Below are 20,084 nucleotides of genomic sequence, written 5' to 3'. Positions count from 1 at the left end.
GGGCCATCCTAAGGCGATCAGCACGTTCACTTCGCCGTCGATGGCCCGTACACCGAGATCTTGATTTTGGTCTTGATGGTGATCAGACCAGAGCCGGAACCGAGTCGATCATGGTGACCACCTCGGTGAGGGACCTGACCTTGCGGCCGGCGAAGTTGGTGTCGGCGTCGAAGACGAGGTGATTGGCCAGGTCAGGAGCGGCGAGGCGAACCGGCGTCATGCCCACCGCCGCGGCACCGGTGAGCTCGTGGCTACCGCCGTCGCCGACATAGAGGCAGTCGCGGGGGTCGACGTCGAGCGCGGCACACGCCGCCAGATAGATCGCCGGGTCCGGCTTGCAGACGCCCTGCTCGACCGAGTAGATCTGGGCGTCGAGCAGCGGCGCGACCGGGAGGCCGGGCAGAAAGGCGGGAAGTTCGTGGGTGCAGTCGCTGATCACCGCTGTGCGCACGCCCCGATTGCGGATGGCGGTCAGAGCGCTCACCGCGTCGGGGCGAAGCTGCGTGTCGGCCCGCAGGGCGTCGACCCGGGCGGGCATCGCGGCACGGATGGCACTCGGCCGGGAGTCGCCGCCGGCCTGCTCGATCACGTATCGCAGCGTCGCTTCGGCCGAGCCGTAACGTCCGCAGGCGCGGGCTCGGAAGGTACGGTCCAGAACTCCGACCAGCGTCTCTGGGTCGGTGCCGAGGGCCCGGGCGATGTCGGCGTGCTGTGGACCGCGCTGGACAGAGCGGGTCAGCGTGCCAAAAAAGTCAAACACCACCGCACGGATTGCGGGCACGTAAATCGGCCTCCAGGGCATCGAGGGGTGAAAACGGCCCAGCGGCCGTCGGTGACTGTATCCACTCGGTCACTCTCCGCCAATAGAGGTCACGAAACTGTGGCGCGTGACTGTGCAACAAGCGACGGCCGGGGATGAATATGCGCTCACCGCACACAGCGTCGGTCCTGCCGCCGCCGGCGACCTCGTTTGCCCTGGTCGTAGCCGTGCTGGCGGTCTCGTCGTCGGCACCGCTGATCGCCTTCGCGGCGGCGCCCGCACTGGCCGTCGCCTTCTGGCGCAACGGTCTCGCAGCGGTCGTTCTCACACCGGTTGCGTTGCTCACACGCCGCACAGAGGTACGCGGAGTGCTCCGCCGCCGCGAAGGCTTCCTCTGCGTCCTGGCCGGCCTGACCCTCGCCGCACACTTCGCCACCTGGATGCCGAGCGTGCAACTCGGTTCGGTCGCCACCGCCACCGCACTCGTCGCCACCCAGCCGGTCTGGCAGGGGCTGATCGCGGCGGCGCAGGGCCGGCGCCCCTCGACGGCCGGCTGGATCGGCATCACCCTGGCCGTGGCCGGGGCGGCCTGGGCCACCGGTGCTGATCTCGGCGTGTCCACCCAAGCCGTCTTCGCCGACATCCTCGCCCTGCTCGGCGCGATGGCGGCCGCTGTGTACACGGCGCTCGGCGAACGGGCCCGGGCCACGCTGAGCACCACGACCTACACCTGGATCTGCTACGGCACCTGCGCGATCGTGCTGCTGGCCGTCTGCCTCGCCGGTGGGGTCCAGCTGCGCGGCTACGACGGCCAGACCTGGGCGGCGATCCTCGCGATCGTGGCCGGGGCGCAGCTGCTGGGGCATTCGATGTTCAACTACGCGCTGCAGCACACGTCGGCCACGACGGTCAGCGTCCTGATCCTGCTCGAGGTGCCGGGGGCGGCGCTGCTGGCCTGGGCTTGGCTGGGCCAGACGCCGCGCTGGGAATCCCTGCCGGGCCTCGCCCTGCTCCTCCTCGGCGTGGTCGTCGTGATCGTGGGCGCTGCCCGTTCCAGCCGCGTCCTCCCTTCCCCCGCCGACGCCTCCCTGGCCCCCTGACCTCCCCGCCCTCTCCCAGCTGGCCCCCAGCGGTGCCTCGCGCCCGCTCTCTCCTCCCAGCTGGCCCCCAGGGGTGCCTCGCGCCCGCTCTCTCCTCCCAGCTGGCCCCCAGGGGTGCCTGGCGCCCACTTCCGTCCTCCCGGCTGGCCCCCAGCGGCGCCTCTGGCCCGTTGAGGCGCACCCACAGCCAGCCGCGGTGATCCAGCTGGTCGTGAGCGGTGCTTTTCGCGCCCGAAGGCACCCCTGGGCGCCAGCTGGTTTGTCCGGCTGGTCGTGAGGGGTGTCTTTCGCGCGGAAAAGCGCCCCTCAGCGCCAGCTGGTTTGTCCGGCTGGTCGTGAGGGGTGTCTTTCGCGCGGAAAAGCGCCCCTGAGCGCCAGCCCGGAAGGTCCAGCTGGTCGTGAGGGCTGTCTCGCGGCGGTCGAAGCAGCGCTGGGATCCAGCCGGACTATGTGCTCTTTATGGCGAATGAGGGGCGAAAGAGGCATCGGCCACCCTCCCCACGGTGGAACGTCGCGTTGCCGTGGCCGTCACCCGCGGCGCGGTCCCGGTCGTTGCACCAGCAATCGGCCGGGCGCGGTCTCGAGGGGGTAACGGATGCGACGCGATCGGATGATCAGGCTGCTGACCGCGGGATTCCTCGCCCTGAGCGGCACCGGATGTGCGGAAACCACTGGTGCCGCCATGCCCGAGCGCACCGCTCAGGCCGGCGGCTGGCGCACCGCTGGGTGCGAGTTCAAGCGCCCGCCCCTGCACACCATGGTGGGTGGCGCGCGGATGCCGATCACCCCGGCCCGGCTCGGCGCCGCGATGGAGCGGATCGAGCGCGGCGGCCTTGATCGGTTCGCCGCCAGCTATGCGGGCATCGAGGTCGACCAGCTTCGCGTACGGGCAATCGTGTACCGAGTCCCGTCGGCCGAGTTCGACGACTTCGTCAGGCACAGTGCGCAGGACAACTGCATCGTCGTACGCGACGCCGCGCACGCCGTCTCCGAACTCGGCAGCTGGCACGACCAGGTCGTCGCCGATCTGCCGTACTGGTCCGAGCAGGGCGTGCGGATCGTCACCGTCGGCAGCCGCCACGACGGCGTAGGCGTCGAGATCGGCACACGCGACCTCGACCAGGCCCGCCGGAAATTGCCTGCCCGGTACGGCGTCGAAGCACCCCTGGTCTTCATCGAGGAGGGCCCCGTCACGCCGAGGACCACCGGCCCTGCGCTGGTACCGGAGTCCGGCGGCTGATCCGGCGCCCCCGCTCTGAGAATCCGCAACCCCTGGTCCGGAGCGCGGCGTCCCGAGTCTGAGAGTCGGGCGCATCCGAATCCGGCACCCTTCTGTCGCGGAACCCGGCGCCCCTTGTCGGAAAGCCGTCAGATTCGCCCCGCGCCGGGAAGGCCGGGTACGCCACAGTGACGTGATGTTTGCCCCGGCTTGCGGGAGCAGGCAGGATCGCCGCATGGTCTTCGACGCCCGTTCCGCCGGGGGAAACCCGTCCCGGCGAGACGCCACCCGCCCCGCTGACGGCCGACCACCACGCTCCGGCGCTCCCGGATCGGACCCGGACCGGCCGGCTCAGCCCGGCCTGGTGGAGGTCGTGGAAGCGGAGATCGAGGAGGCCGGCGGTGCGGTCACGCTGCGCCTGGACGGCAAGGTCGCCCTGGTCACCGGTGCCGGCAGTCCCGACGGCATCGGGTACGCGACCGCACGCCGACTGCGCAACCTCGGCGCCCGGGTCGCGATCGTGTCGACCACCCGCCGCATTCACGAACGCGCCACCGAACTCGGCGTGACTGGTTTCGTGGCCGACCTGACTGACGAGTCCGAGGTCGGCGCCCTCGCTGACGCGATCTCCGACCAGCTCGGCGACGTCGAGGTGCTGGTGAACAACGCCGGCCTCGCGAGCCGGGCCAGCCCCGAGGTGCTGCGGCCCGTGGCGCAGCTCACCCTCGACGAGTGGAAGTCCGAGATCGATCGGAACCTGAGTACCGCGTTCCTGTGCAGCCGGGCGTTCGTCGGCGGCATGTCGGAACGCGGATGGGGCCGGATCGTCAACCTGGCCGCCACCGCGGGCCCGGTCAACGCGCTGCCCACCGAGGCTGCGTACGCGGCCGCCAAAGCCGGTGTTGTCGGCCTGACCCGGGCGCTGGCGATGGAGCTGGTGGCCGACGGGGTGAACGTGAACTGCGTCGCACCCGGCACGATCTACACAGCAGCGTCCACGGTCACCGAGATCAAACAGGGCTTGGGTACGCCGATCGGCCGCCCCGGCACCCCGGACGAGGTCGCCGCCGCGGTGGCGTTCCTCTGCTCACCCGCGGCGTCGTACATCACCGGCCAGATGCTCGTGGTCGACGGCGGCAACAGCGTCCGCGAGGCCCAGTTCCGCTGACCCCCGCAACGCCTCCGGCGTGCTGCCCGCATTCAGGGCGGCACGCCGCTCGCGTACCGGACCTGCCGGTCAGGGCAGTTTGGTGAGCTGGCCGACCGCCCGCTCGACGGCGAGGCAGCGGTCCTCGACGTAGTCCATCCCGGCTTCCTCAGCGATGCGCCGCGCCTCAGCCGACACGATGCCGCTCTGCAGCCACACCGCGGGCGCCTTGATCGCGGCCGCCTGCCGGACCACCTCCACCGCGTCCGCGGCCGGCCGGAAGATGTCGACCAGGTCGACCGGCTCGCCGATGTCGGCGAGCGTCGGAACGGTCTTGATCCCGAACACCTCGTCCACGAACGGGTTCACCGGGATGATCCGCCACCCGTGCCGGAGCATCTGCAACGGCACCGTGTGCGACGGCTTGTAAGGGTCCCGGGATGCCCCCACGACGGCGATGACGTTCGCTTCGGCCAGGATCTGCTGAGCACTCCGCATGAAACAACCCTATCCGCGGCCCCCACCCCTCTTCCGTTTCCGATGCTCAAAGCAGCGTGAGCTGCTGTGCCCCCTGGCTCCGCTGCTCCCGCCCTCGCTCAACGTCACCGCCACCGCCCGCTTGGCCACTGCCCGCTTGGCCACTGCCCGCTTGGCCACTGCCCGCTTGGCCACTGCCCGCTTGGCCACCGCCCGCTTGGCCACTGCCCGCCTGGCCACCGCCCGCTTGGCCACTGCCCGCTTGGCCACTGCCCGCTTGGCCACCGCCCGCCTGGCCGACGCGGCGGGCCTCTGTGACGCGCCGCGCCTCCGCAGCATCCGGCCGGTGGAGGCCGTGTCGCCGTGCCGCTATCCGGACCCGGGCGCTGATCTCGTCCTGGTAGGCCCTCGGTGCGTAGGACCCGTTGCCGAAGAGTTCGCGGTATCGCGGGCGGAGGTGCGGGTAGGACCGGCCGATCCAGGCCGCGTACCACTCGCGGGCGCCGGGGCGCAGGTGCAGGGCGAGAGGGGTGACGCTGGCGGCACCGGCTCCCGCGATGGCGGCCACGGTTTCGTCGATCGACTCGTCGGTGTCGGTGAGGCCGGGCAGGATCGGTGCCATCAGTACGTTGATCGGGAAGCCTGCGTCGGTCAGGCGGCGGATCGCGTCCAGCCGGCGTCGCGGGCTCGGTGTGCCGGGCTCGGCGGAGCGCCACACGCCCTCGTCGACGACGCCGACCGAGTAGGAGAGGCCGACGCTGGTCACCTCGGCTGCCTGCTGGAGCAGCGGGAGGTCGCGGAGGACCAGGGTGCCCTTGGTGAGGATCGAGAACGGGTTGGCGTGGTCGCGCAGTGCCGCCAGGATCTCGGGCATCAACCGATAGCGGCCCTCGGCGCGCTGGTAGACGTCGACGTTGGTGCCCATCGCGATCGGGGCTCCGGACCAGCGCGGGTTGGCCAGCTCACGCCGGATGAGCTCGCCCGCGTTCACCTTCACCACGATCCGGCTGTCGAAATCCTGCCCGGAGTCGAGGTCGAGGTAGGTGTGTGTGTTGCGCGCGAAGCAGTTGTGGCTGACCACACCGTCGGCGATGAAGTCGCCGGTGCCGGTGGAGATGTCGAAGAGCGGGAGGGTGAGCCCCAAATCCTCGATGTCGGCCACGGCGAGCCGGCGTGCTGTCCGCACCCCCACCCCGGAGGCGTCCAGCGGGACCTGCGACGCGCCAGTGATGTGCCGGAACCGCAGTGCGGCCTCCAGATGCCGCTCGGTCTCGACCCGCCCGACGGCCAACGGCCGCTCGGCGTCTCGGTCGGAGGCGAAGCCGCGTGCCCGGGCCGGGCCTTGGGAGATCCCGGCGCCCCGAGTGGGAGTCAGGGCGCCCGCCCGGGCCGGGGTACGGGAGGCCAGCCCGAGATGGGCGAGCGCCTCCGTCACCCGTCGTAGATAGGCCTGGTCGACGCTCTCGAACACGATGGCGAGCCGGTCGGTGCGCCCGGCCGCCCCATACGCCCCGGCGAGAAAGCCCCGGTACCAATCGCCGGTGGGCAGCTCGGGCCAGCGCAGCGCCTCGGTGAGGGAGACGTCGTCAAGATAGCCGTCGGCCCGGATCCAGGCGTCACCCTCGCGGGCCGCGCCACTGCCCGCGGCGTCGCCCCGCAGCAGACCGCAGAGAAAGCCGGTCTGATAGTCGGGGGATTCCTTGGGCGGGTCGGCGAAGTGGCCGACCCCGAACATCAGGTCGCCGACGGCGAGCGTCGGCTCGTGCGGCTCGGTGGGGCTCACGTGGCGCCAGCCGCGGTCGGTGAGGAAGCGGTGATCTCCGCTCGAGACCAGCCGGGTCCCGTCGGTCAGCGTGACCCGGAACGCGGGCTTGCTGGTGGCCCAGTGGTCGAGCACGGTGGTCGGCACATAGCGCCGGTGTGCGCCGGCTCCCATGGTGCCCATGACGGTGTCGCCCGGGTGGATCTGAGCGAGCGGACGGGTGGAGCCGTCGGCCAGCAGGATCGGGGTGTCGCCGGCAAGGCAGTAGGTGCAGGCGTGGGTGCACCCTCGATAGGGGTTGACGGTCCACTCGAACGGCACCCGCGAGGGGCCTGGCACCCGGTTGATCAGCGATTTCGCCCGCACCTCGTAGAACGTCATCCCGGCGAAACCGGGAGTGTCGAAGGTGCGGACGGTCGCGCCGGGCAGCGCCAGCGGCAGGGGTGTAGCCGCAGGCGCTGCCCTGTCCGGGAGCGAGTGATTGTCGGCACGCACCGACAGGTTGGACCATCGCATGGCGAATATTCGAACACATGTTCTAGATCATGTCCACCGCACTCACCGTGCCTACGCGGAACCTGAGTGCGGCTCCGGCGGACGCGAAAAAAGGCCCGCGGACCGATGTACGGTCTGCGGGCCCTCCCGGGTCCTACTGGATCAGCTGCGGGCCGCGGCCTGGATCAGCTGCGGCCTGCGGCCTGGATCAGCTGCGGGCTGCGACCTGGATCAGCTGCGGCCCGCGGCCGCCGGCTCCTCTTCCTTCACCGCTGCCGGCTCGTCCTCGTCGGCAGCCTTGGTCTCCTTCTCGACCTTGGCCGCGGTGGGCTCGCTGTGCGCCGCCTTGCGGTGTGCGGCCATCTGCTCGCGGACCTCGTCCATGTCGAGCTGCTCGACCTTCTCGATCAGGCTCTCCAGCGCGGACTCGGGGAGTGCGCCGGGCTGGGCGAAGACGACGACGCCGTCGCGGACCGCCATGATCGTCGGGATGGAGCGGATGTCGAATTTCGCTGCCAGGGCCTGCTCGGCCTCGGTGTCGACCTTCCCGAACTTGATGTCCGGGTGCTTCTCCGAGGAGCGCTCGTAGGTCGGCGCGAACCGGACGCAGGGCCCGCACCAGCTGGCCCAGAAGTCGACCAGGACGATGCCGTCCTTGCCGGTGACCTCGTCGAAGTTCGCTGTCGTCAGCGTAACCGTCGCCATGATGCCTCCGTCTGCGCAGAATCGCTTTCGTCCGGTGAAACGGCTGGTACCCACTCACCATTCCCTCTCCGGACGCCGCGACACGTGTCGTGCGGCACCTTCGGTTCGGGCCGGCGCGGTGGCCGGGGACGACTCATCGTAACCGAAAGTAGGCGGACGGTGTCTGATTGCCGACTGGCAAAGACGGAGTGATCCGCCCGTCATCTCGTGATCTAGGCGATTTGTCCTGCGTGATGGCCTGTAGTGGGAGCGTGACCATCCGTTCCTGGGAACAGTAAAGAAACCTAAATGTGACTTGTGTCACATCCGAAAGTCCTTCACATGGATACGGACGGTAAGGCAGACTCAGGGCTCAACAGAGCGTGGGCGGCGGGTGCCGGGGAGGGCCCCGCCGCTCATTGCGTCTCCTGCCGGAAATGGACGGCTCCACGGCCTCGCGAGGCCGGATGAGTAGCCTAACGGTCCATGACGGCGGTCGAGGACGAATCCATAAAGGTCGGCGTGGGCCCATGGTCAGGCGACTGGCCGACCGGTGAGCACTACGACCCTGAGCTGCTCGAGGCCGGCGATCGGCGCAACGTCGTCGACCGGTACCGGTATTGGAGCCGGGAAGCGGTGATCGCGGATCTCGATTCCCGGCGGCACGATTTCCACGTCGCCATCGAAAACTGGCAACACGATTTCAACATCGGCACCGTGGTTCGCAACGCCAATGCCTTTCTCGCCGCCGAGGTCCATATCGTCGGCCAGCGGCGGTGGAATCGCCGGGGCGCGATGGTCACGGATCGTTATCAGCACGTGCGGCACCACCCCACCATCGAGGAGTTCGTCGCCTGGGCGGCTGCCGAGGACCTGCCGGTGATCGGCATCGACAACCTCCCCGGCTCCCGCCCGATGGAGACCACCACCCTGCCGCGCCGGTGCGTCCTGCTCTTCGGGCAGGAGGGCCCAGGGCTGTCCGAGCCGGCCCGTGCCGCCTGCGCGCAGCTGTTCTCCATCGCCCAGTACGGCTCCACCCGCTCGATCAACGCCGGCGTCGCGAGCGGCATAGCGATGCACGCGTGGATCCGGGCACACGCCGGCCCACCGCCAGCCTGAGGCCCGCTCAGGGCGGGCCTTAGCACGGGCGGCGGCGGCTCACCCCGGTCACGTGGATCCTGCCGATCCGCTTGACGACGGCTCCCGCTACCAGCACGGTATGGAGTGTGGGTGTCACGGTGAGTTGCCCCAGATGCGCTGCTCAGGTTCGGAAGCCGGACCTGATGCACAGCAACTGGCGTTGTGACAACTGTGGCGACGTTCCGCCGTTCCACGTCGCCGAGCACATCAGTGCGGAGATCGTCGGAGCGGTGCTGCGGGAGTCGGCCTCGAGCGCGGAGCGAACACCGCTCTGGTGTCCCTGGCCGCTGCCCACCGGGTGGATGGTCACCGGCGTGGCCTGGTCGGGCGACGAGCGCTTCGGCGTACGGGCGACCCTCCTCGCCTGCAGCGGCCCCGAGCCGCTCGGCGGCGGTCCCGCGGACCTCGTGCTGATCGCCGAACAGCCCGGCGTCGGCCTGGGTACGCGTTTCGCCGGCATTCCCGCCATCGACCCTGGTCACCTGCTTGCCCAGGCGCTCGCCGACCGGGGCTCGCACGCCGGTCCACACGCGAAGATCAAGGCCGCGGGACATCCCACTCCACTGTGGTGTGTGAAGTCCCCGGAAGATCGAAGCGCTTACGTGAGTGAGGCAAAAGGAATGTGGCTCTATGCGGTAGCGTGGCCCGCAAGCGCGGGCTATCTCCTCGCCGAGCACGTCGTCCTGCACGACCTGTCCGATGGGGTGCCGCCCGAGCTGGTGTTCGGAGCACCATCGCCCTATCTGCACGGTCGTGCCTGACCCTTGGGTGTGACCAGCGGAGATGTGGCAATCGGGGTTTCTGGGCACTTTGTTCACACGAAGCGACGAAGCTGATACCGTCAGTACTGCCGCGGCGCTGAACGTCACCCGCACCGGAGGAGAAGGCCCGCCATGATCAAGAAGGTCCTCACCTGGCTTGGTATTGCATTCTTGATCTTCTTCATCGCCTTCAACCCGAGATCCGCCGCGGCGGTCTTCGAGTCACTCGGAGGCACGATCGCCGACATCGCACGAGGCTTCGGCACTTTCTTCACCGACCTCGTCGCATAGCATCTCCACATGGATCCTGGTGAGCCGCGCGACCCTCGAGGTGAGGGTGCTGGCCGCCCTCGGGACGACGACGAGAGCTTCGGGTACAGAGACCCGGCGTTCGACGACGATCCTGAGTTCACAAGGGCCGATCCCTTCGCCGACGACGCGGCGTATGCACGTCAACGCCGCGATCTGTATGACGATCCCGATCAGTACGAGGCGCCCAGCTTCACCGAGGAGGAGCTGGAAGGTCTCGACCGGGGCGGCGGCCCGCGGCGGTTCCTCCCCCTGGAGGACGAACCGACCACACTGGTCGCTCGCTATCTCTTCCCCACCGAGCGCTACCGCGGTGAGTGGAAGCGGCACTGGATCCACCTCTCGGGCCCGCTCGGCATCGGTGCCGGCGCCACGCTGGCGCTCGGTTACCTGGCCGGCTTCCTGACCCGGCAGGAGATCGACGGTCTGGTGACCGTCGCGGTGCTGATCTGGCTGGGCGTGATCAGCTGGGTCGCCTGGAAGGTCTTCGACTGGTACTTCGACCGCTTCATCCTCACCAACAAGCGGGTGATGGTCGTCAACGGCATCATCACCCGGAAGGTGGCGATGATGCCGCTGCTGCGGGTCACCGACATGAAGTACGAGCAGTCGGCCCTCGGCCGCATGCTGAGTTACGGCACGTTCGTGCTGGAGTCGGCCGGCCAGGACCAGGCGCTGCGCGAGGTCAAGCATCTGCCCAACCCCAACGAGCTCTACCTGCGTGTCGTCGAGGAGATGTACGAGCCTCAGGCGGTCGAGGCACGGCTGGGCAAGGACGACGAGGGAGACGACGCCTGACTCGCCGCCCGGCGGTAGCGTGGCAGCGATGACCAGAATCGACCTGCACTGCCATTCGACCGCCAGCGACGGCACGCTGACACCTGCCGAGCTGGTCCGGGCGGGTGCCGCTGCCGGGCTCGACGTCATGGCGATCACCGATCACGACACCGCCGGTGGCTGGGCGGCGGCCGAGGCGGCACGGCCCGAGGGCCTGCGGCTGGTCCGCGGCGCGGAACTGTCCTGCCGGTGGTTCGGCACGCAGCCGGCCATCGCGTTGCACCTGCTGGCCTACCTGTTCGACCCGGCGGAGCCGATGCTCGCGGCAGAGCTGCTGCGGTTGCGGGAGGACCGGGAGCAGCGCGCTGAGAAGATCGTGGAAAAGCTGCGGGCGGACGGGGTACCGATCACCTGGGCCGAGGTTCACGGATATGCCGCGGGCGGCTCGGTGGGTCGTCCGCACATCGCTCAAGCCCTGATCAGGGCGGGACTCGTCCGGACCACCGATGAGGCTTTCGCCTCTGCGTGGCTGGGCGCGCGTTACTTCGTACCCAAATCTGATCTTGACGTTTTTGAAGCCGTGCGTGCGGTGCGCGAAGCGGGTGGGGTCGCGGTGTTCGCGCATCCGCGCGCGACCAAGCGTGGCCGGGTGGTGCCGGACGAGCTGATCGCCGACCTCGCGGACGAGGGCCTGTTCGGCCTGGAGGCCGACCATGAAGATCACACACCCGCGGAGCGGGCGCAGATAAGGGCCTTGGCGGATCGGCTCGGCCTGATCGTGACCGGATCGTCCGACTTCCACGGTACGCACAAGACTGTCGCGCTGGGAGCATTCACCACAGCACCTGAGGCGTACGAGAAACTGGTCTCCGCCGCGACCGGCGTCCCGGTCCTGGGGTGACGATCGCCGCACGGAACTGCGCCGAGGAGCGACTCACCCCTACCTTGTTCGGGTGAATGTCAAGCTGTTCGGCGAGGTCTTCGTGACCCTGCTGGTGATCGTGGATCCGCCCGGCATGGTGCCGGTCTTCCTCGCGCTCACCGGTGCCCTGCCCGCGAAGGCCCGTCATCGGGCCGGTACCCAGGCCGTCCTGCTCGCGCTCGGGGTGATCGTCGGGTTCGCCGTGGCCGGGCAGACCCTTCTCGACTACCTGCACGTACAGCTCCCCGCACTGCAGGCCGCCGGTGGCCTGCTGCTCGTCCTGGTCGCGTTGCAGCTGCTCACCGGCAAGACCGACGCCCCCGAGGACCAGGTCGGTACGAGCAACGTCGCCCTGGTCCCGATCGGCACCCCGCTGCTGGCCGGCCCCGGTGCGATCGTCGCCACCATGCTGTTCGTCCAGCGGGCGGAGGGCCCGGACGAGTACTTGGTCATCGCCGCGGCGATCCTCGCCGTGATGATCGCCGTCTGGGTGGTGCTGCGCTTCTCCGGAGTCATCGTGCGGCTGCTGCGCCCGGCCGGCATCGAGGTGCTCACCCGGATCGCCGGTCTGCTGCTCGCCGCCATCGCGGTCCAGCTCATCGCGGACGCCATCTTCGCCTTCGTCGAGCTGTACGCGCCGCGGCTCTGAGGAGTTCCCGCGCCGTCCTGGCTTTCGTCGAGCTGTACGCGCCGCGGCTCTGAGGAATTGTTGTCGGGGGGTGCTGGCAGGATTGTCGTGTGCCCCCCACCAGAAACCGCGCCGCTTCTGATCGTGCGGCCGTTCCCGAGCAGCTTGGTTTTGCCGGCATGCCCGAGCGGCTCTTCGTCTGCACACCGAGCAAGCTCGGGACCTACACCGACTGTCCCCGGCGCTATCGGTATTCCTACGTCGACCGGCCCAGCCCACCCAAGGGGCCGCCGTGGGCGCACAACTCGCTCGGCGCGAGCGTGCACACCGCGCTGAAGAACTGGTATGCGCTGCCTACTGACCGACGCGCCCCCGGTGCGCTGCCGACCCTGCTCAAGGCCACCTGGGTCCGGGAGGGATATCGCGACGTCGACCAGGAGCGGGCCACCTACCAGCGGGCACTGGACTGGCTCGAGTCCTACGTGGCGACCCTCGACCCGGCCGAGGAACCACTCGGTGTCGAGCGGGTGGTCGCGACCAAGACCTCGATCCTCGCGCTGAACGGCCGGGCCGACCGGATCGACGGCCGCGGCGGTCCCGACGGCCCCGAAGCGGTGATCGTCGACTACAAGACCGGCCGTTCCGGGCTGGACGCCGACGACGCCCGCGGCTCCCAGGCCCTCGCGCTGTACGCGTTCGCCGCCCAGCGGGTCTTCCGGCGCCCGTGTCACCGGGTCGAGCTGCATCACCTGCCGACCGGCACGGTGGCCACCCACGAGCACACCGACGAGTCGCTGGCGCGGCAGGTCCGACGGGCCGAGGAGACGGCGCTCGACATCATGGCGGCGGAGAAGGCGGTGGCGGCCGGCGCCGACCCGGACGAGTCGTTTCCTACCAATCCTGGTGCGCTCTGCGGGTGGTGCGACTTCCGGAAGGTGTGCCCGGCTGGTGCCGAGGTTCAGGCCAAGGAGCCGTGGACGGCGGTTGAGCACCTGTCCGCGTGATGTTCGCCTCGGCGCTCTTACCGCCATGGTGTCCGGGATGATCAGGTCAGGCCGATGCGTTCGAGGGCGGCGCGGTGCATCGGGCTCGCCTGGTACTCCTTCGGCAGCGTGGTGAGCAGAGCGGAGATCATCGCGCGCAGGCTGCGGACCGACAGGCGGGCGGCCATGTCGGTGGCTTGCCAGCCCAGGCCGCCGTACATCTTGCGGGCCCACGGCGGGAGCAGGCCGATCGCGGTGCCGGCGATGCCGAAGTACGCCCAGCGCGGCGGGCCGAGGGTGAGCCCCAGGCGGATCGCGCGCCCACCCCACGTGTCCGGTACGGGCGGGACGGTCAGGAAGAGGGCCGTCTCCGCACTGTCCCGGGTCATGCGGAGCTCCGGGCGGACGGCCGCGTAATAGGCCTCCACCTCGGCGGCCGTCGAGGGCACCGTGGCCGGATCCAGACCGACCAGCTCGGCGGCTCGCAGTTGCTCGGTGAAATAGGTGTCGATCTCGTCGTCGGTCAGCCGCACCCCGGCGTGCAGCGCCGTGCTCAGGAACGACTCCACCTCGGCGACATGCACCCAGCGCAGCAGGTCGGGCTCGTCGATGCGGAAGCGCTCACCCGTGCGAGGGTCGACCGCCGACATCCGTGAGTGCAGCCGGCGAAGGCGCTCGGCGGCCTGCTTGACGTCGGCGGTGCTGCCGTAGACGACCATTCCGACATAGTCGGAGGTGCGCATCAGGCGGCCCCACGGGTCGGCGCGGTAGTCCGAGTTCTGCACGACCCCGGCAACGGCACGGGGGTGCAACGCCTGCAGGTAGAGCGAGCGCAGACCGCCGAGCATGAGGATCGGCTCGCTGTGCAGTTTCCAGGTGACCGAATCCGGCCCGAACAGCCCTACGTCTCCTGCCATGCCCCCAAGCGTGCCACGCGATCTCCCCGGACCCTCGCGAGTCGATGGAGTGGGCCGCCGCCGGGTCAGGCTGAGGTGTCGGCTTCGCTCAGGCTGAGGTGTCGGCTTCGCGGCGGGACTGGCAGGCCGGGCAGAGGCCCCAGAAGGTGACCTCGGCCTCGTCGACGGCGAAGCCGTGGGTGGTGTCCGGCGTCAGGCAGGGCGGTTCGCCGGTGGCGCAGTCGATGTCGGCGATCTCGCCGCAGCCGCGGCAGACGATGTGATGGTGGTTGTCGCCGACCCGGGCCTCGAAACGGGCCGGGCTGCCGGCCGGTTCGATCCGGCGCGCCAGGCCGGCGCGGGAGAGGGCGCCGAGAACGTCGTAGACCGCCTGGGTGGAGACGGAGTCGAGGCGGGTGCGCACGCGGCGGGCGACCTCGTCGACCTCGAGATGGCCGCCGGCGGTGAGCACGTCCAGCACGGCCAGGCGCGGGCGGGTGACCCGCAGGCCATGCGTACGCAGGAGTTCCTCACCGGTGGACATCGGTCCATGACAACACGCGGGAACCGAATCACCAACCCCGGTGGTCATCAGGGCAAACAGTGCCGGCCCGGTCCCGGCCTCGACCGGCCGCCGGAAACCGATGCAGAAGTTTGCCCTAGTGGGGATGTTTGCGCCGTCACGCAACTCCTAAGCTTGCGCACACCCATGATCGAGGAGGAACGGTGTTCGACCAGGTCAACGGTTTGCCAGTACATATCCTCGTGCTCCACGCCGCGGTCATCTTCGTGCCCTTGCTGGTGCTCGGCTCGATCGTTTACGCGTTCGTGGCACCGTGGCGCCCCAAAATCGGATGGGCGGTGGGTTTGCTGGCGGTGGTCGCACCCGGTGCCGCTCTGATCACGAAACTGTCCGGCACCGAGCTCTACAACCGCCTGATCAGCGAGGAGCGGGTGTCCCCCGCGGGCCGCGCGATCCTCGACCAGCACATGGGCTACGGCGACCGGACCACATGGTTCGCCATCGCCCTCGGTGTCGTCACCCTCATCCTGGTCGCGCTGACGTGGCGCAACCCGAGGGCCCTGCCCCGCATCGCCGACCTGGCGTTCGCGGTGGTCGTGCTCGTCCTGGGCGGTCTGGCCGCCTACTACGTCTTCCAGACCGGCGACTCCGGCGCCACCGCCGTCTGGGGCAGCTACTAACCGCGACGCGGCTCCTTGACGGCGACGCGGCTCCTTAACGGCGACGCGGCTACCAACCGCGACGCAGTCGGCCAGGGTGGGCATTCACGGCTGCCCTGGCCGGCGCATGCGGGAGCCCTGCTCGTGCCCGGCCGGCGTCGGAACGGGAAGTCGTCGAACGGAAGGCGTCGGAACGGGAAGGCGTCAGAACAGGAAGCGGGAGCAGAGCAGGCACATGAGGACGACCGCGATCGCGCCGGTGACGAGGCCGATCCCGTAGGTCACGGTGCGGGCAGAGCCCTCGGACTCCTCCAGGGCGTCGATGTCTTGGCCGGGCATGCTGCGCGGCGGCGGAGGGTGGGCGATCGTCGGCGGGCGCCATCCGGCGATCGGGGGGTCGGCGCGAGGCGGTCCCGCATAGCCGAGAGGCTCGGGAACGGGAGGCTCGCTCCGGGCCGGCCGGCCGAGCGACTCGGCGGTCGGGTCAGGCCGCTGCCAGTAGGCGTCGTCGTCCGGAGGGCTGGTGGGGGAGCTCACGTTCACCGACGGTACAGCCGGAGGGGGACGACGGCCGCGCCGCTGTCGGCTTACCCTCTTAGACGTGGACATCCTGGACGAGCCCGAGCGGGATCCCGACGCCGAGCGTGAGGTCGATTTCGACCCCGAAGAGGCTCCGGTGCTGCCCGACCAGACCCGTGACGACACCGAGCATGGCTGGGGCGAGCACGGTCACTCCAATGACGATCGCCTGATCGAGGACCGCCCACCCCACTGGGGCTGAGCCCTGCGGGGGCTGAGCCCTGCTGGGGCTGAGCCCTGCTGGATCAGTCCGGGCGGATGAGGATGGCGAAGCCGCGGCTGGAGCCGACGACTGTCTCGGCCTGGTCGGGGCTCAGAGCCAGCAGCAGGCCGCCGGTGACGGGGTCGTCTGTGCCGGTGACGTCGAGTACGAGGACGTCGCTGGCCACTGGTGTGCTCACGTCGTCATCAAGACGTAGCAGGTCGACCCGATTGCCCGGCCGGACAACGGTGAGTGCGGTGGGGTCGGCCAGTCGCACGGGAACGCCAACGGTGCCGGGTGGGATGACGGCTCCCGGTGGGATGGCGGCTCCCGGCGGGATGGCAGCGCCGGGTGGGATGGCGGTGCCGGGCGGAATAGCGGTGCCGGGCGGAAGAGCGGTGCCGACGGGTGCGGGTGGCCGTTGGGACGTCAGGGCTCCGGGGGATGCCGTCGTGACGACCACTGACGGGGCGCAGGACGAATCCGGGCGGATCCAGAGGACGGCTGCGGCTGTGATCAACAACACAGCGACCGTGGTCAGTCGCAGGAGTGAGCCGCGGGTGGGGCCGCGCCACCGCACCGGGTCGAGACGGTCGGCCTTTCTGCCTGCCGGGGCGGAACGGGACATCCTCGGGCTCCTGATTCGCCGCGCCGTTGAGAGAGGCCGACGTTAGGCGGCCGCAGGCGAAGGCGTAGGCACCCCTGTGGACAAGCCAGGATTGTGGATGACCAGGGGAAACTCAGAAAATCTTGGTAGGCGAGGCGAGGCGAGGCGAGGCGAGGCGAGGCCAGGCGCGGCGCGGCGCGGCGCGGCGCGGCGCGGCGCGGCGAAGCGAAGCGGGGGATGGAACGACGAAAGCGCGCCGGGCCGAGTGGCCCAGCGCGCCAGCGCCGACATCAGGTCAGGAAGCCGCGGCGGTCTTGGTGCTGGTCGACGATCCCGACGTAGAGGCTGACGACGACGAGGACGAAGACGTCGAGGTCGAAGCAGGGGCCGTAGTGGTCGACGGCGTGGTCGACGAGCTGGAATCCCCTGAGTTCGAACTCGAACCCGAGCCCGACTCGGAGGCACCGGCCGGCTTCTCCGCGCTCACGTTGCCGGAGCGGGAGTCGTTGCGGTAGAAGCCGGAGCCCTTGAAGACGATGCCGACCGAGTTGAACACCTTGCGGAGTTTGCCCTGGCAGTTCGGGCACTCGGTGAGTGCCGGGTCGGAGAAGGACTGCACTGCTTCGAGCTGCTCACCACACTCGGTGCAGGCGTACTGGTAGGTAGGCACGGCTCCTCCGGATCGTTCGGCTGCTGGCACTCGCCAACTCCGAGTGCCAATGTTGCGGCATCGGAGGTCAATTCGTCCACTCCGGGTCCGGCCTGAGGGAGAACCCGCCGGTGGGTGTCATCACAGCCATGACCGGCCGGTCGTGCGGTTCGGCGGGTACGGCGTCGACATCCTCGCCGTCGTGGAGCAGCGCCACGGTGATGGGGCCGGGTTCCGGCAGCCGGGACAGGGCCCTGTCGTAGGAGCCGCCGCCGCGACCCATCCGCATCCCGGTGCGGTCCACCGCGAGCGCCGGAACGAGCACCAGGTCGGCCCCCCGGATCGCGTCGGTCCCGGATCGCGGCCCGACCGGCTCCAGAAGGCCACGAGGCCCTTCGGCAAGGGTGGAGAAGGGGGCCCAGTCCAGATCGCCATCGGGCAGCAGGATTGGCAGGAGGAGACGTCCGCCCGCGGGAAGTTCTTCGGCGAGGACGTACGGCAGCGCCGAACCGCCCGGCTCGGACCCCACCGGCACATAGGCTGCGATCGTCCGGGGTGCTGTACGCCGTACCAGAAGACGCACTTGATCTTGGATCTTCACTGCTGCGGCCGAGCGCTCGGCGGCCGATAGCAATCTACGCGCCGTGAGCAGTCGTGCGCGCAGCGCGATCTTGGTTTGTGGTGATTTTTCCGCATCACCGGCTAAATCCGACATGCAACACCCCCTTTCGAAAAGCGGCAAACGGTGCACACTATGTCAGCATCGCCTCAAAGAGGGCCACTGCCGGGAGGATGTGTGACATTACGTGGCCGGCTCACCAGCGCGTTTCTGGTAGTCGTGCTCGGTCCGGTCCTGCTCGGCTCGATCTTCGTCGCCCTGACCGTCGGCGCTGTGAGTCGCGAGCGGACCGCCGAGCGCCTGGACCATGCCGCGACCACCGTCAGCGCGGCCGTGGGAGCGCTCTGCCGGCAACTGCAGGCCGTCGCCGACTCGGTCGCCGTGGTCCCGGGGGCGAGCCGTTCCGCGGTCGCCAACCAGCTGATCACTCGCGGACTCGCGACGGGTGTCGCCATGAGGGATCCGGTGCCGCGGGGGCGGATCGGCTCGGCGGCGCGGACGACAGGCACCGAGGAGACCGGTTCGGGTCATGAGGATTGTGCGGCACCCGACGGGCAGAGCCTGGTCACGGCGCTGACCGCGTCCGCGTACGCCCCCGATGTGACAGTGATTGCCGCCCAGCGTGTGGATCCCGCGCTGCTCGATCGTCTCGGCGAAGCCGGTGGGGTCGGTGTGGCACTGAGCGCCGTCACCACCGAGCGGGCCGGTCCCGCCAGCACGCGCCTCGACGCCGGCCCGGGCCAGCCGCTGCCGCTCACCCTCAGCGTGCCCGCCGGTGATCCCACCATGTGGTACGTGATCCTGCTCCTGATCGTGCTGGCCACCGCGGTCGCGGCCGTCCTGGCCGCCCGCTGGCTGGCCCGCTCCACCACCCGCCCGCTCGGCGACCTGGCCTGGGCGGCGGACCGCGTCGCCAACGGTGACCTGGACACCCGGGTGCCGATCCCGCGGCCGGACGAGCTCGGCCGGCTGGCCGGGACGTTCAACCGGATGACCCGTGAGCTGCAGTCCTACGTCCAGGCGCTGACCGCCAGCCGCGACCAGCTCCGCCGGCATCTGGCGATTCTGGGCGACACCCTGTCCAGCACCCATGACCTGGACCGGATCCTGCCGGTGATCATGCGGACCGCGATGACGGCGACCGGCGCACGGGCCGGGCTGGTCCTGCTCGCCGACCCGGCGGACGGGCGGCTGGCTGCCCGCTGCGCCGCCGGACTGACCGGAGAGTGGGACGTGACCGAGGCCGAACTGGCGAAACGCCGCCTGGTGCCCGGCCGGGGCGTGCTCGGGACGGTCGCGTCGACCGGGTCACCGCTGCGGGGGACCAGCGGCGGCTCCCCGGACGAGCCGGCGTGTGAGTCGTATCTCGCGGTGCCGATCTGCGCGCCGCCGAGCGAGTCCGAAACTGATCCGGAGCCGGGGACGTTGGGGGTGCTCGCCCTCTACGACCGGCTCGGCGGGCCCGACTTCGACGACAACGACCTGCGTACCGTGCGGACGTTCGCCGGTCAGGCGGGTGTGGCGGTGCACAACGTCCGAGTGCACGAGGAGGCGCAGCGGCTCTCGCTGACCGATCCGCTCACCGGCCTGTGGAACTACCGTTACCTGCGCGAGGTGAGCCGCCGGGAGGTGGAGCGGGCCAGCCGATTCGGCCGGATGCTCACCGTTCTGGTGCTGGATCTGGATCACTTCAAGGATGTCAACGACACATACGGGCACACGGCCGGTGACCAGGTGTTGAGCGAGTTCGCGAGGCGGATCAGGATCGGTCTGCGCGAGGTGGACGTGGCGTTCCGCCAGGGCGGGGAGGAGTTCGTGGTGCTGCTGCCGGAGACCGACGCGTATGGCGGCGTCATCGTGGCGGAACGGCTCGGCGCCGCGGTCCGGGACTGGCCGGTTCCGGTCGACCCTCGCCGCCCGGGCCTTGACGACCGCATCGCGATCAGCGTGTCCATCGGCATCGCGGTCTTCCCCGAGCACGGCAACACCGCCCAGGAGGTGCTCGACGCCGCCGACGAAGCGCTGTACGCGGCGAAGCACGCCGGACGTGACACCTATCGCCTCGCCGAAGGGGTTTCCCCAGCAGTACCTGAGGGGCATTTCGATTCCGCGACGGCGACCACCGGTGGGCCGCAGCCGCCGCGACATGCTCGTGGCCGATAGTCTCGCGGCATGTCCGGGAGGAT

At 69.9% G+C, this 20,084-nt stretch carries 23 protein-coding genes and 1 pseudogene; 13 read left to right on the top strand and 11 right to left on the bottom strand.

Translation table 11 applies throughout. From position 1 onward, the window contains the following. Positions 1 to 82: 82 nt before the first annotated feature. On the bottom strand, positions 83 to 781 hold the full coding sequence (locus ACFQV6_RS05115; protein ID WP_378026130.1) for an HAD family hydrolase: 699 nt from the start codon (positions 779 to 781) through the stop codon (positions 83 to 85). A gap of 140 nt (positions 782 to 921) precedes the next feature. Here ACFQV6_RS05115 and ACFQV6_RS05110 point away from each other — a divergent pair, with 140 nt between their 5' ends. The 3 genes from ACFQV6_RS05110 to ACFQV6_RS05100 all read left to right on the top strand — a co-directional run bounded on the left by ACFQV6_RS05110 (position 922) and on the right by ACFQV6_RS05100 (position 4,247). Beyond that, on the top strand, positions 922 to 1,860 hold the full coding sequence (locus ACFQV6_RS05110; RefSeq protein WP_378026129.1) for a DMT family transporter: 939 nt from the start codon (positions 922 to 924) through the stop codon (positions 1,858 to 1,860). A 595-nt stretch (positions 1,861 to 2,455) separates the two neighbouring features. Further along, a complete protein-coding gene (locus ACFQV6_RS05105) occupies positions 2,456 to 3,100 on the top strand; it encodes a hypothetical protein (RefSeq protein WP_378026128.1) in 645 nt (214 codons plus the stop codon). A 214-nt stretch (positions 3,101 to 3,314) separates the two neighbouring features. Next, on the top strand, positions 3,315 to 4,247 hold the full coding sequence (locus tag ACFQV6_RS05100; RefSeq protein ID WP_378026127.1) for an SDR family NAD(P)-dependent oxidoreductase: 933 nt from the start codon (positions 3,315 to 3,317) through the stop codon (positions 4,245 to 4,247). A 69-nt stretch (positions 4,248 to 4,316) separates the two neighbouring features. Here the strand turns inward: ACFQV6_RS05100 and ACFQV6_RS05095 are convergent, their stop codons facing one another. From ACFQV6_RS05095 to trxA, 4 genes and pseudogenes are all read right to left on the bottom strand, one after another. Then, the gene (locus ACFQV6_RS05095; RefSeq protein ID WP_378026126.1) at positions 4,317 to 4,724 is read right to left on the bottom strand and encodes a CoA-binding protein; all 408 of its coding nucleotides are present in this window, start codon (positions 4,722 to 4,724) and stop codon (positions 4,317 to 4,319) included. Between the two features lie 9 nt (positions 4,725 to 4,733). Beyond that, a complete protein-coding gene (locus ACFQV6_RS05090; RefSeq protein ID WP_378026269.1) occupies positions 4,734 to 5,042 on the bottom strand; it encodes a histone H1-like repetitive region-containing protein in 309 nt (102 codons plus the stop codon). Further along, positions 5,013 to 6,981, bottom strand: a pseudogene (locus ACFQV6_RS05085) (intein-containing Rv2578c family radical SAM protein); the annotation flags it as partial. The gene ACFQV6_RS05090 and the pseudogene ACFQV6_RS05085, both read right to left, overlap by 30 nt. 210 nt (positions 6,982 to 7,191) lie before the next feature. Further along, positions 7,192 to 7,665: a thioredoxin gene (gene trxA / locus ACFQV6_RS05080; RefSeq protein WP_378026125.1), complete on the bottom strand. Its 474-nt coding sequence runs from the start codon at positions 7,663 to 7,665 to the stop codon at positions 7,192 to 7,194. Positions 7,666 to 8,130: 465 nt separating this feature from the next. Between trxA and ACFQV6_RS05075 the strand changes: the two genes are divergently transcribed. From ACFQV6_RS05075 to ACFQV6_RS05045, 7 genes are all read left to right on the top strand, one after another. After that, complete coding sequence (locus tag ACFQV6_RS05075) at positions 8,131 to 8,763, top strand: TrmH family RNA methyltransferase (RefSeq protein WP_378026124.1); 633 nt, start codon at positions 8,131 to 8,133, stop codon at positions 8,761 to 8,763. A 107-nt stretch (positions 8,764 to 8,870) separates the two neighbouring features. After that, complete coding sequence (locus tag ACFQV6_RS05070; protein ID WP_378026123.1) at positions 8,871 to 9,545, top strand: DUF6758 family protein; 675 nt, start codon at positions 8,871 to 8,873, stop codon at positions 9,543 to 9,545. Positions 9,546 to 9,677: 132 nt separating this feature from the next. Continuing rightward, the gene (locus ACFQV6_RS05065; RefSeq protein WP_014447648.1) at positions 9,678 to 9,836 is read left to right on the top strand and encodes a hypothetical protein; all 159 of its coding nucleotides are present in this window, start codon (positions 9,678 to 9,680) and stop codon (positions 9,834 to 9,836) included. A gap of 9 nt (positions 9,837 to 9,845) precedes the next feature. Further along, positions 9,846 to 10,652 (top strand): PH domain-containing protein, encoded by an 807-nt coding sequence (locus ACFQV6_RS05060; RefSeq protein WP_378026122.1) that lies wholly within the window; start codon positions 9,846 to 9,848, stop codon positions 10,650 to 10,652. A 28-nt stretch (positions 10,653 to 10,680) separates the two neighbouring features. After that, positions 10,681 to 11,532 carry a PHP domain-containing protein gene (locus ACFQV6_RS05055; RefSeq protein ID WP_378026121.1) on the top strand — a complete coding sequence of 284 codons (852 nt, stop codon included), beginning with the start codon at positions 10,681 to 10,683 and terminating at the stop codon, positions 11,530 to 11,532. A gap of 52 nt (positions 11,533 to 11,584) precedes the next feature. Further along, complete coding sequence (locus ACFQV6_RS05050) at positions 11,585 to 12,202, top strand: MarC family protein (RefSeq protein WP_378026120.1); 618 nt, start codon at positions 11,585 to 11,587, stop codon at positions 12,200 to 12,202. A gap of 158 nt (positions 12,203 to 12,360) precedes the next feature. Then, entirely contained in the window at positions 12,361 to 13,185 is an 825-nt protein-coding gene (locus ACFQV6_RS05045; protein ID WP_378026268.1) for a RecB family exonuclease, read from the top strand. 41 nt (positions 13,186 to 13,226) lie between these two features. On the opposite strand, the gene ACFQV6_RS05040 is transcribed toward ACFQV6_RS05045, so the two are convergent. Together ACFQV6_RS05040 and ACFQV6_RS05035 are read right to left on the bottom strand one after the other, a co-directional pair. Then, entirely contained in the window at positions 13,227 to 14,081 is an 855-nt protein-coding gene (locus tag ACFQV6_RS05040; protein ID WP_378026119.1) for an oxygenase MpaB family protein, read from the bottom strand. Between the two features lie 88 nt (positions 14,082 to 14,169). After that, a complete protein-coding gene (locus ACFQV6_RS05035; RefSeq protein ID WP_378026118.1) occupies positions 14,170 to 14,604 on the bottom strand; it encodes a Fur family transcriptional regulator in 435 nt (144 codons plus the stop codon). A 182-nt stretch (positions 14,605 to 14,786) separates the two neighbouring features. On the opposite strand from ACFQV6_RS05035, the gene ACFQV6_RS05030 reads away from it, so the two are divergent. Beyond that, positions 14,787 to 15,263 (top strand): DUF2231 domain-containing protein, encoded by a 477-nt coding sequence (locus ACFQV6_RS05030; RefSeq protein ID WP_378026117.1) that lies wholly within the window; start codon positions 14,787 to 14,789, stop codon positions 15,261 to 15,263. Between the two features lie 183 nt (positions 15,264 to 15,446). Here the strand turns inward: ACFQV6_RS05030 and ACFQV6_RS05025 are convergent, their stop codons facing one another. After that, positions 15,447 to 15,779 carry a translation initiation factor 2 gene (locus ACFQV6_RS05025; protein WP_378026116.1) on the bottom strand — a complete coding sequence of 111 codons (333 nt, stop codon included), beginning with the start codon at positions 15,777 to 15,779 and terminating at the stop codon, positions 15,447 to 15,449. 64 nt (positions 15,780 to 15,843) lie between these two features. Between ACFQV6_RS05025 and ACFQV6_RS05020 the strand changes: the two genes are divergently transcribed. Beyond that, complete coding sequence (locus ACFQV6_RS05020; RefSeq protein ID WP_378026115.1) at positions 15,844 to 16,023, top strand: hypothetical protein; 180 nt, start codon at positions 15,844 to 15,846, stop codon at positions 16,021 to 16,023. A gap of 43 nt (positions 16,024 to 16,066) precedes the next feature. Here the strand turns inward: ACFQV6_RS05020 and ACFQV6_RS05015 are convergent, their stop codons facing one another. From ACFQV6_RS05015 to ACFQV6_RS05005, 3 genes are all read right to left on the bottom strand, one after another. Further along, complete coding sequence (locus tag ACFQV6_RS05015; RefSeq protein ID WP_378026114.1) at positions 16,067 to 16,651, bottom strand: hypothetical protein; 585 nt, start codon at positions 16,649 to 16,651, stop codon at positions 16,067 to 16,069. A gap of 274 nt (positions 16,652 to 16,925) precedes the next feature. After that, entirely contained in the window at positions 16,926 to 17,300 is a 375-nt protein-coding gene (locus ACFQV6_RS05010; RefSeq protein WP_378026113.1) for an FmdB family zinc ribbon protein, read from the bottom strand. A 67-nt stretch (positions 17,301 to 17,367) separates the two neighbouring features. Further along, positions 17,368 to 17,994 (bottom strand): 5-formyltetrahydrofolate cyclo-ligase, encoded by a 627-nt coding sequence (locus ACFQV6_RS05005; protein WP_378026267.1) that lies wholly within the window; start codon positions 17,992 to 17,994, stop codon positions 17,368 to 17,370. 81 nt (positions 17,995 to 18,075) lie between these two features. Between ACFQV6_RS05005 and ACFQV6_RS05000 the strand changes: the two genes are divergently transcribed. After that, a complete protein-coding gene (locus tag ACFQV6_RS05000; RefSeq protein WP_378026112.1) occupies positions 18,076 to 20,061 on the top strand; it encodes a diguanylate cyclase in 1,986 nt (661 codons plus the stop codon). Positions 20,062 to 20,084 lie beyond the last annotated feature (23 nt).

It is taken from the genome of Actinoplanes sp. GCM10030250 (assembly GCF_042666575.1).
Taxonomy (GTDB): Bacteria; Actinomycetota; Actinomycetes; order Mycobacteriales; family Micromonosporaceae; genus Actinoplanes.
The sequence above is the reverse complement of the archived record's forward strand: the minus strand, read 5'-3'. Positions and strand labels throughout refer to the sequence as shown.

Coding starts and splice junctions, on each gene's coding strand:
- ACFQV6_RS05065 (WP_014447648.1), top strand. CDS start 9,678: ATGATCAAGAAGGTCCTCACCTGGCTTGGTATTGCATTCTTGATCTTC.
- trxA (WP_378026125.1), bottom strand. CDS start 7,665: ATGGCGACGGTTACGCTGACGACAGCGAACTTCGACGAGGTCACCGGC.
- ACFQV6_RS05075 (WP_378026124.1), top strand. CDS start 8,131: ATGACGGCGGTCGAGGACGAATCCATAAAGGTCGGCGTGGGCCCATGG.
- ACFQV6_RS05110 (WP_378026129.1), top strand. CDS start 922: ATGCGCTCACCGCACACAGCGTCGGTCCTGCCGCCGCCGGCGACCTCG.
- ACFQV6_RS05055 (WP_378026121.1), top strand. CDS start 10,681: ATGACCAGAATCGACCTGCACTGCCATTCGACCGCCAGCGACGGCACG.
- ACFQV6_RS05040 (WP_378026119.1), bottom strand. CDS start 14,081: ATGGCAGGAGACGTAGGGCTGTTCGGGCCGGATTCGGTCACCTGGAAA.
- ACFQV6_RS05035 (WP_378026118.1), bottom strand. CDS start 14,604: ATGTCCACCGGTGAGGAACTCCTGCGTACGCATGGCCTGCGGGTCACC.
- ACFQV6_RS05095 (WP_378026126.1), bottom strand. CDS start 4,724: ATGCGGAGTGCTCAGCAGATCCTGGCCGAAGCGAACGTCATCGCCGTC.
- ACFQV6_RS05060 (WP_378026122.1), top strand. CDS start 9,846: ATGGATCCTGGTGAGCCGCGCGACCCTCGAGGTGAGGGTGCTGGCCGC.
- ACFQV6_RS05045 (WP_378026268.1), top strand. CDS start 12,361: ATGCCCGAGCGGCTCTTCGTCTGCACACCGAGCAAGCTCGGGACCTAC.
- ACFQV6_RS05105 (WP_378026128.1), top strand. CDS start 2,456: ATGCGACGCGATCGGATGATCAGGCTGCTGACCGCGGGATTCCTCGCC.
- ACFQV6_RS05090 (WP_378026269.1), bottom strand. CDS start 5,042: ATGCTGCGGAGGCGCGGCGCGTCACAGAGGCCCGCCGCGTCGGCCAGG.
- ACFQV6_RS05100 (WP_378026127.1), top strand. CDS start 3,315: ATGGTCTTCGACGCCCGTTCCGCCGGGGGAAACCCGTCCCGGCGAGAC.
- ACFQV6_RS05005 (WP_378026267.1), bottom strand. CDS start 17,994: ATGTCGGATTTAGCCGGTGATGCGGAAAAATCACCACAAACCAAGATC.
- ACFQV6_RS05015 (WP_378026114.1), bottom strand. CDS start 16,651: ATGTCCCGTTCCGCCCCGGCAGGCAGAAAGGCCGACCGTCTCGACCCG.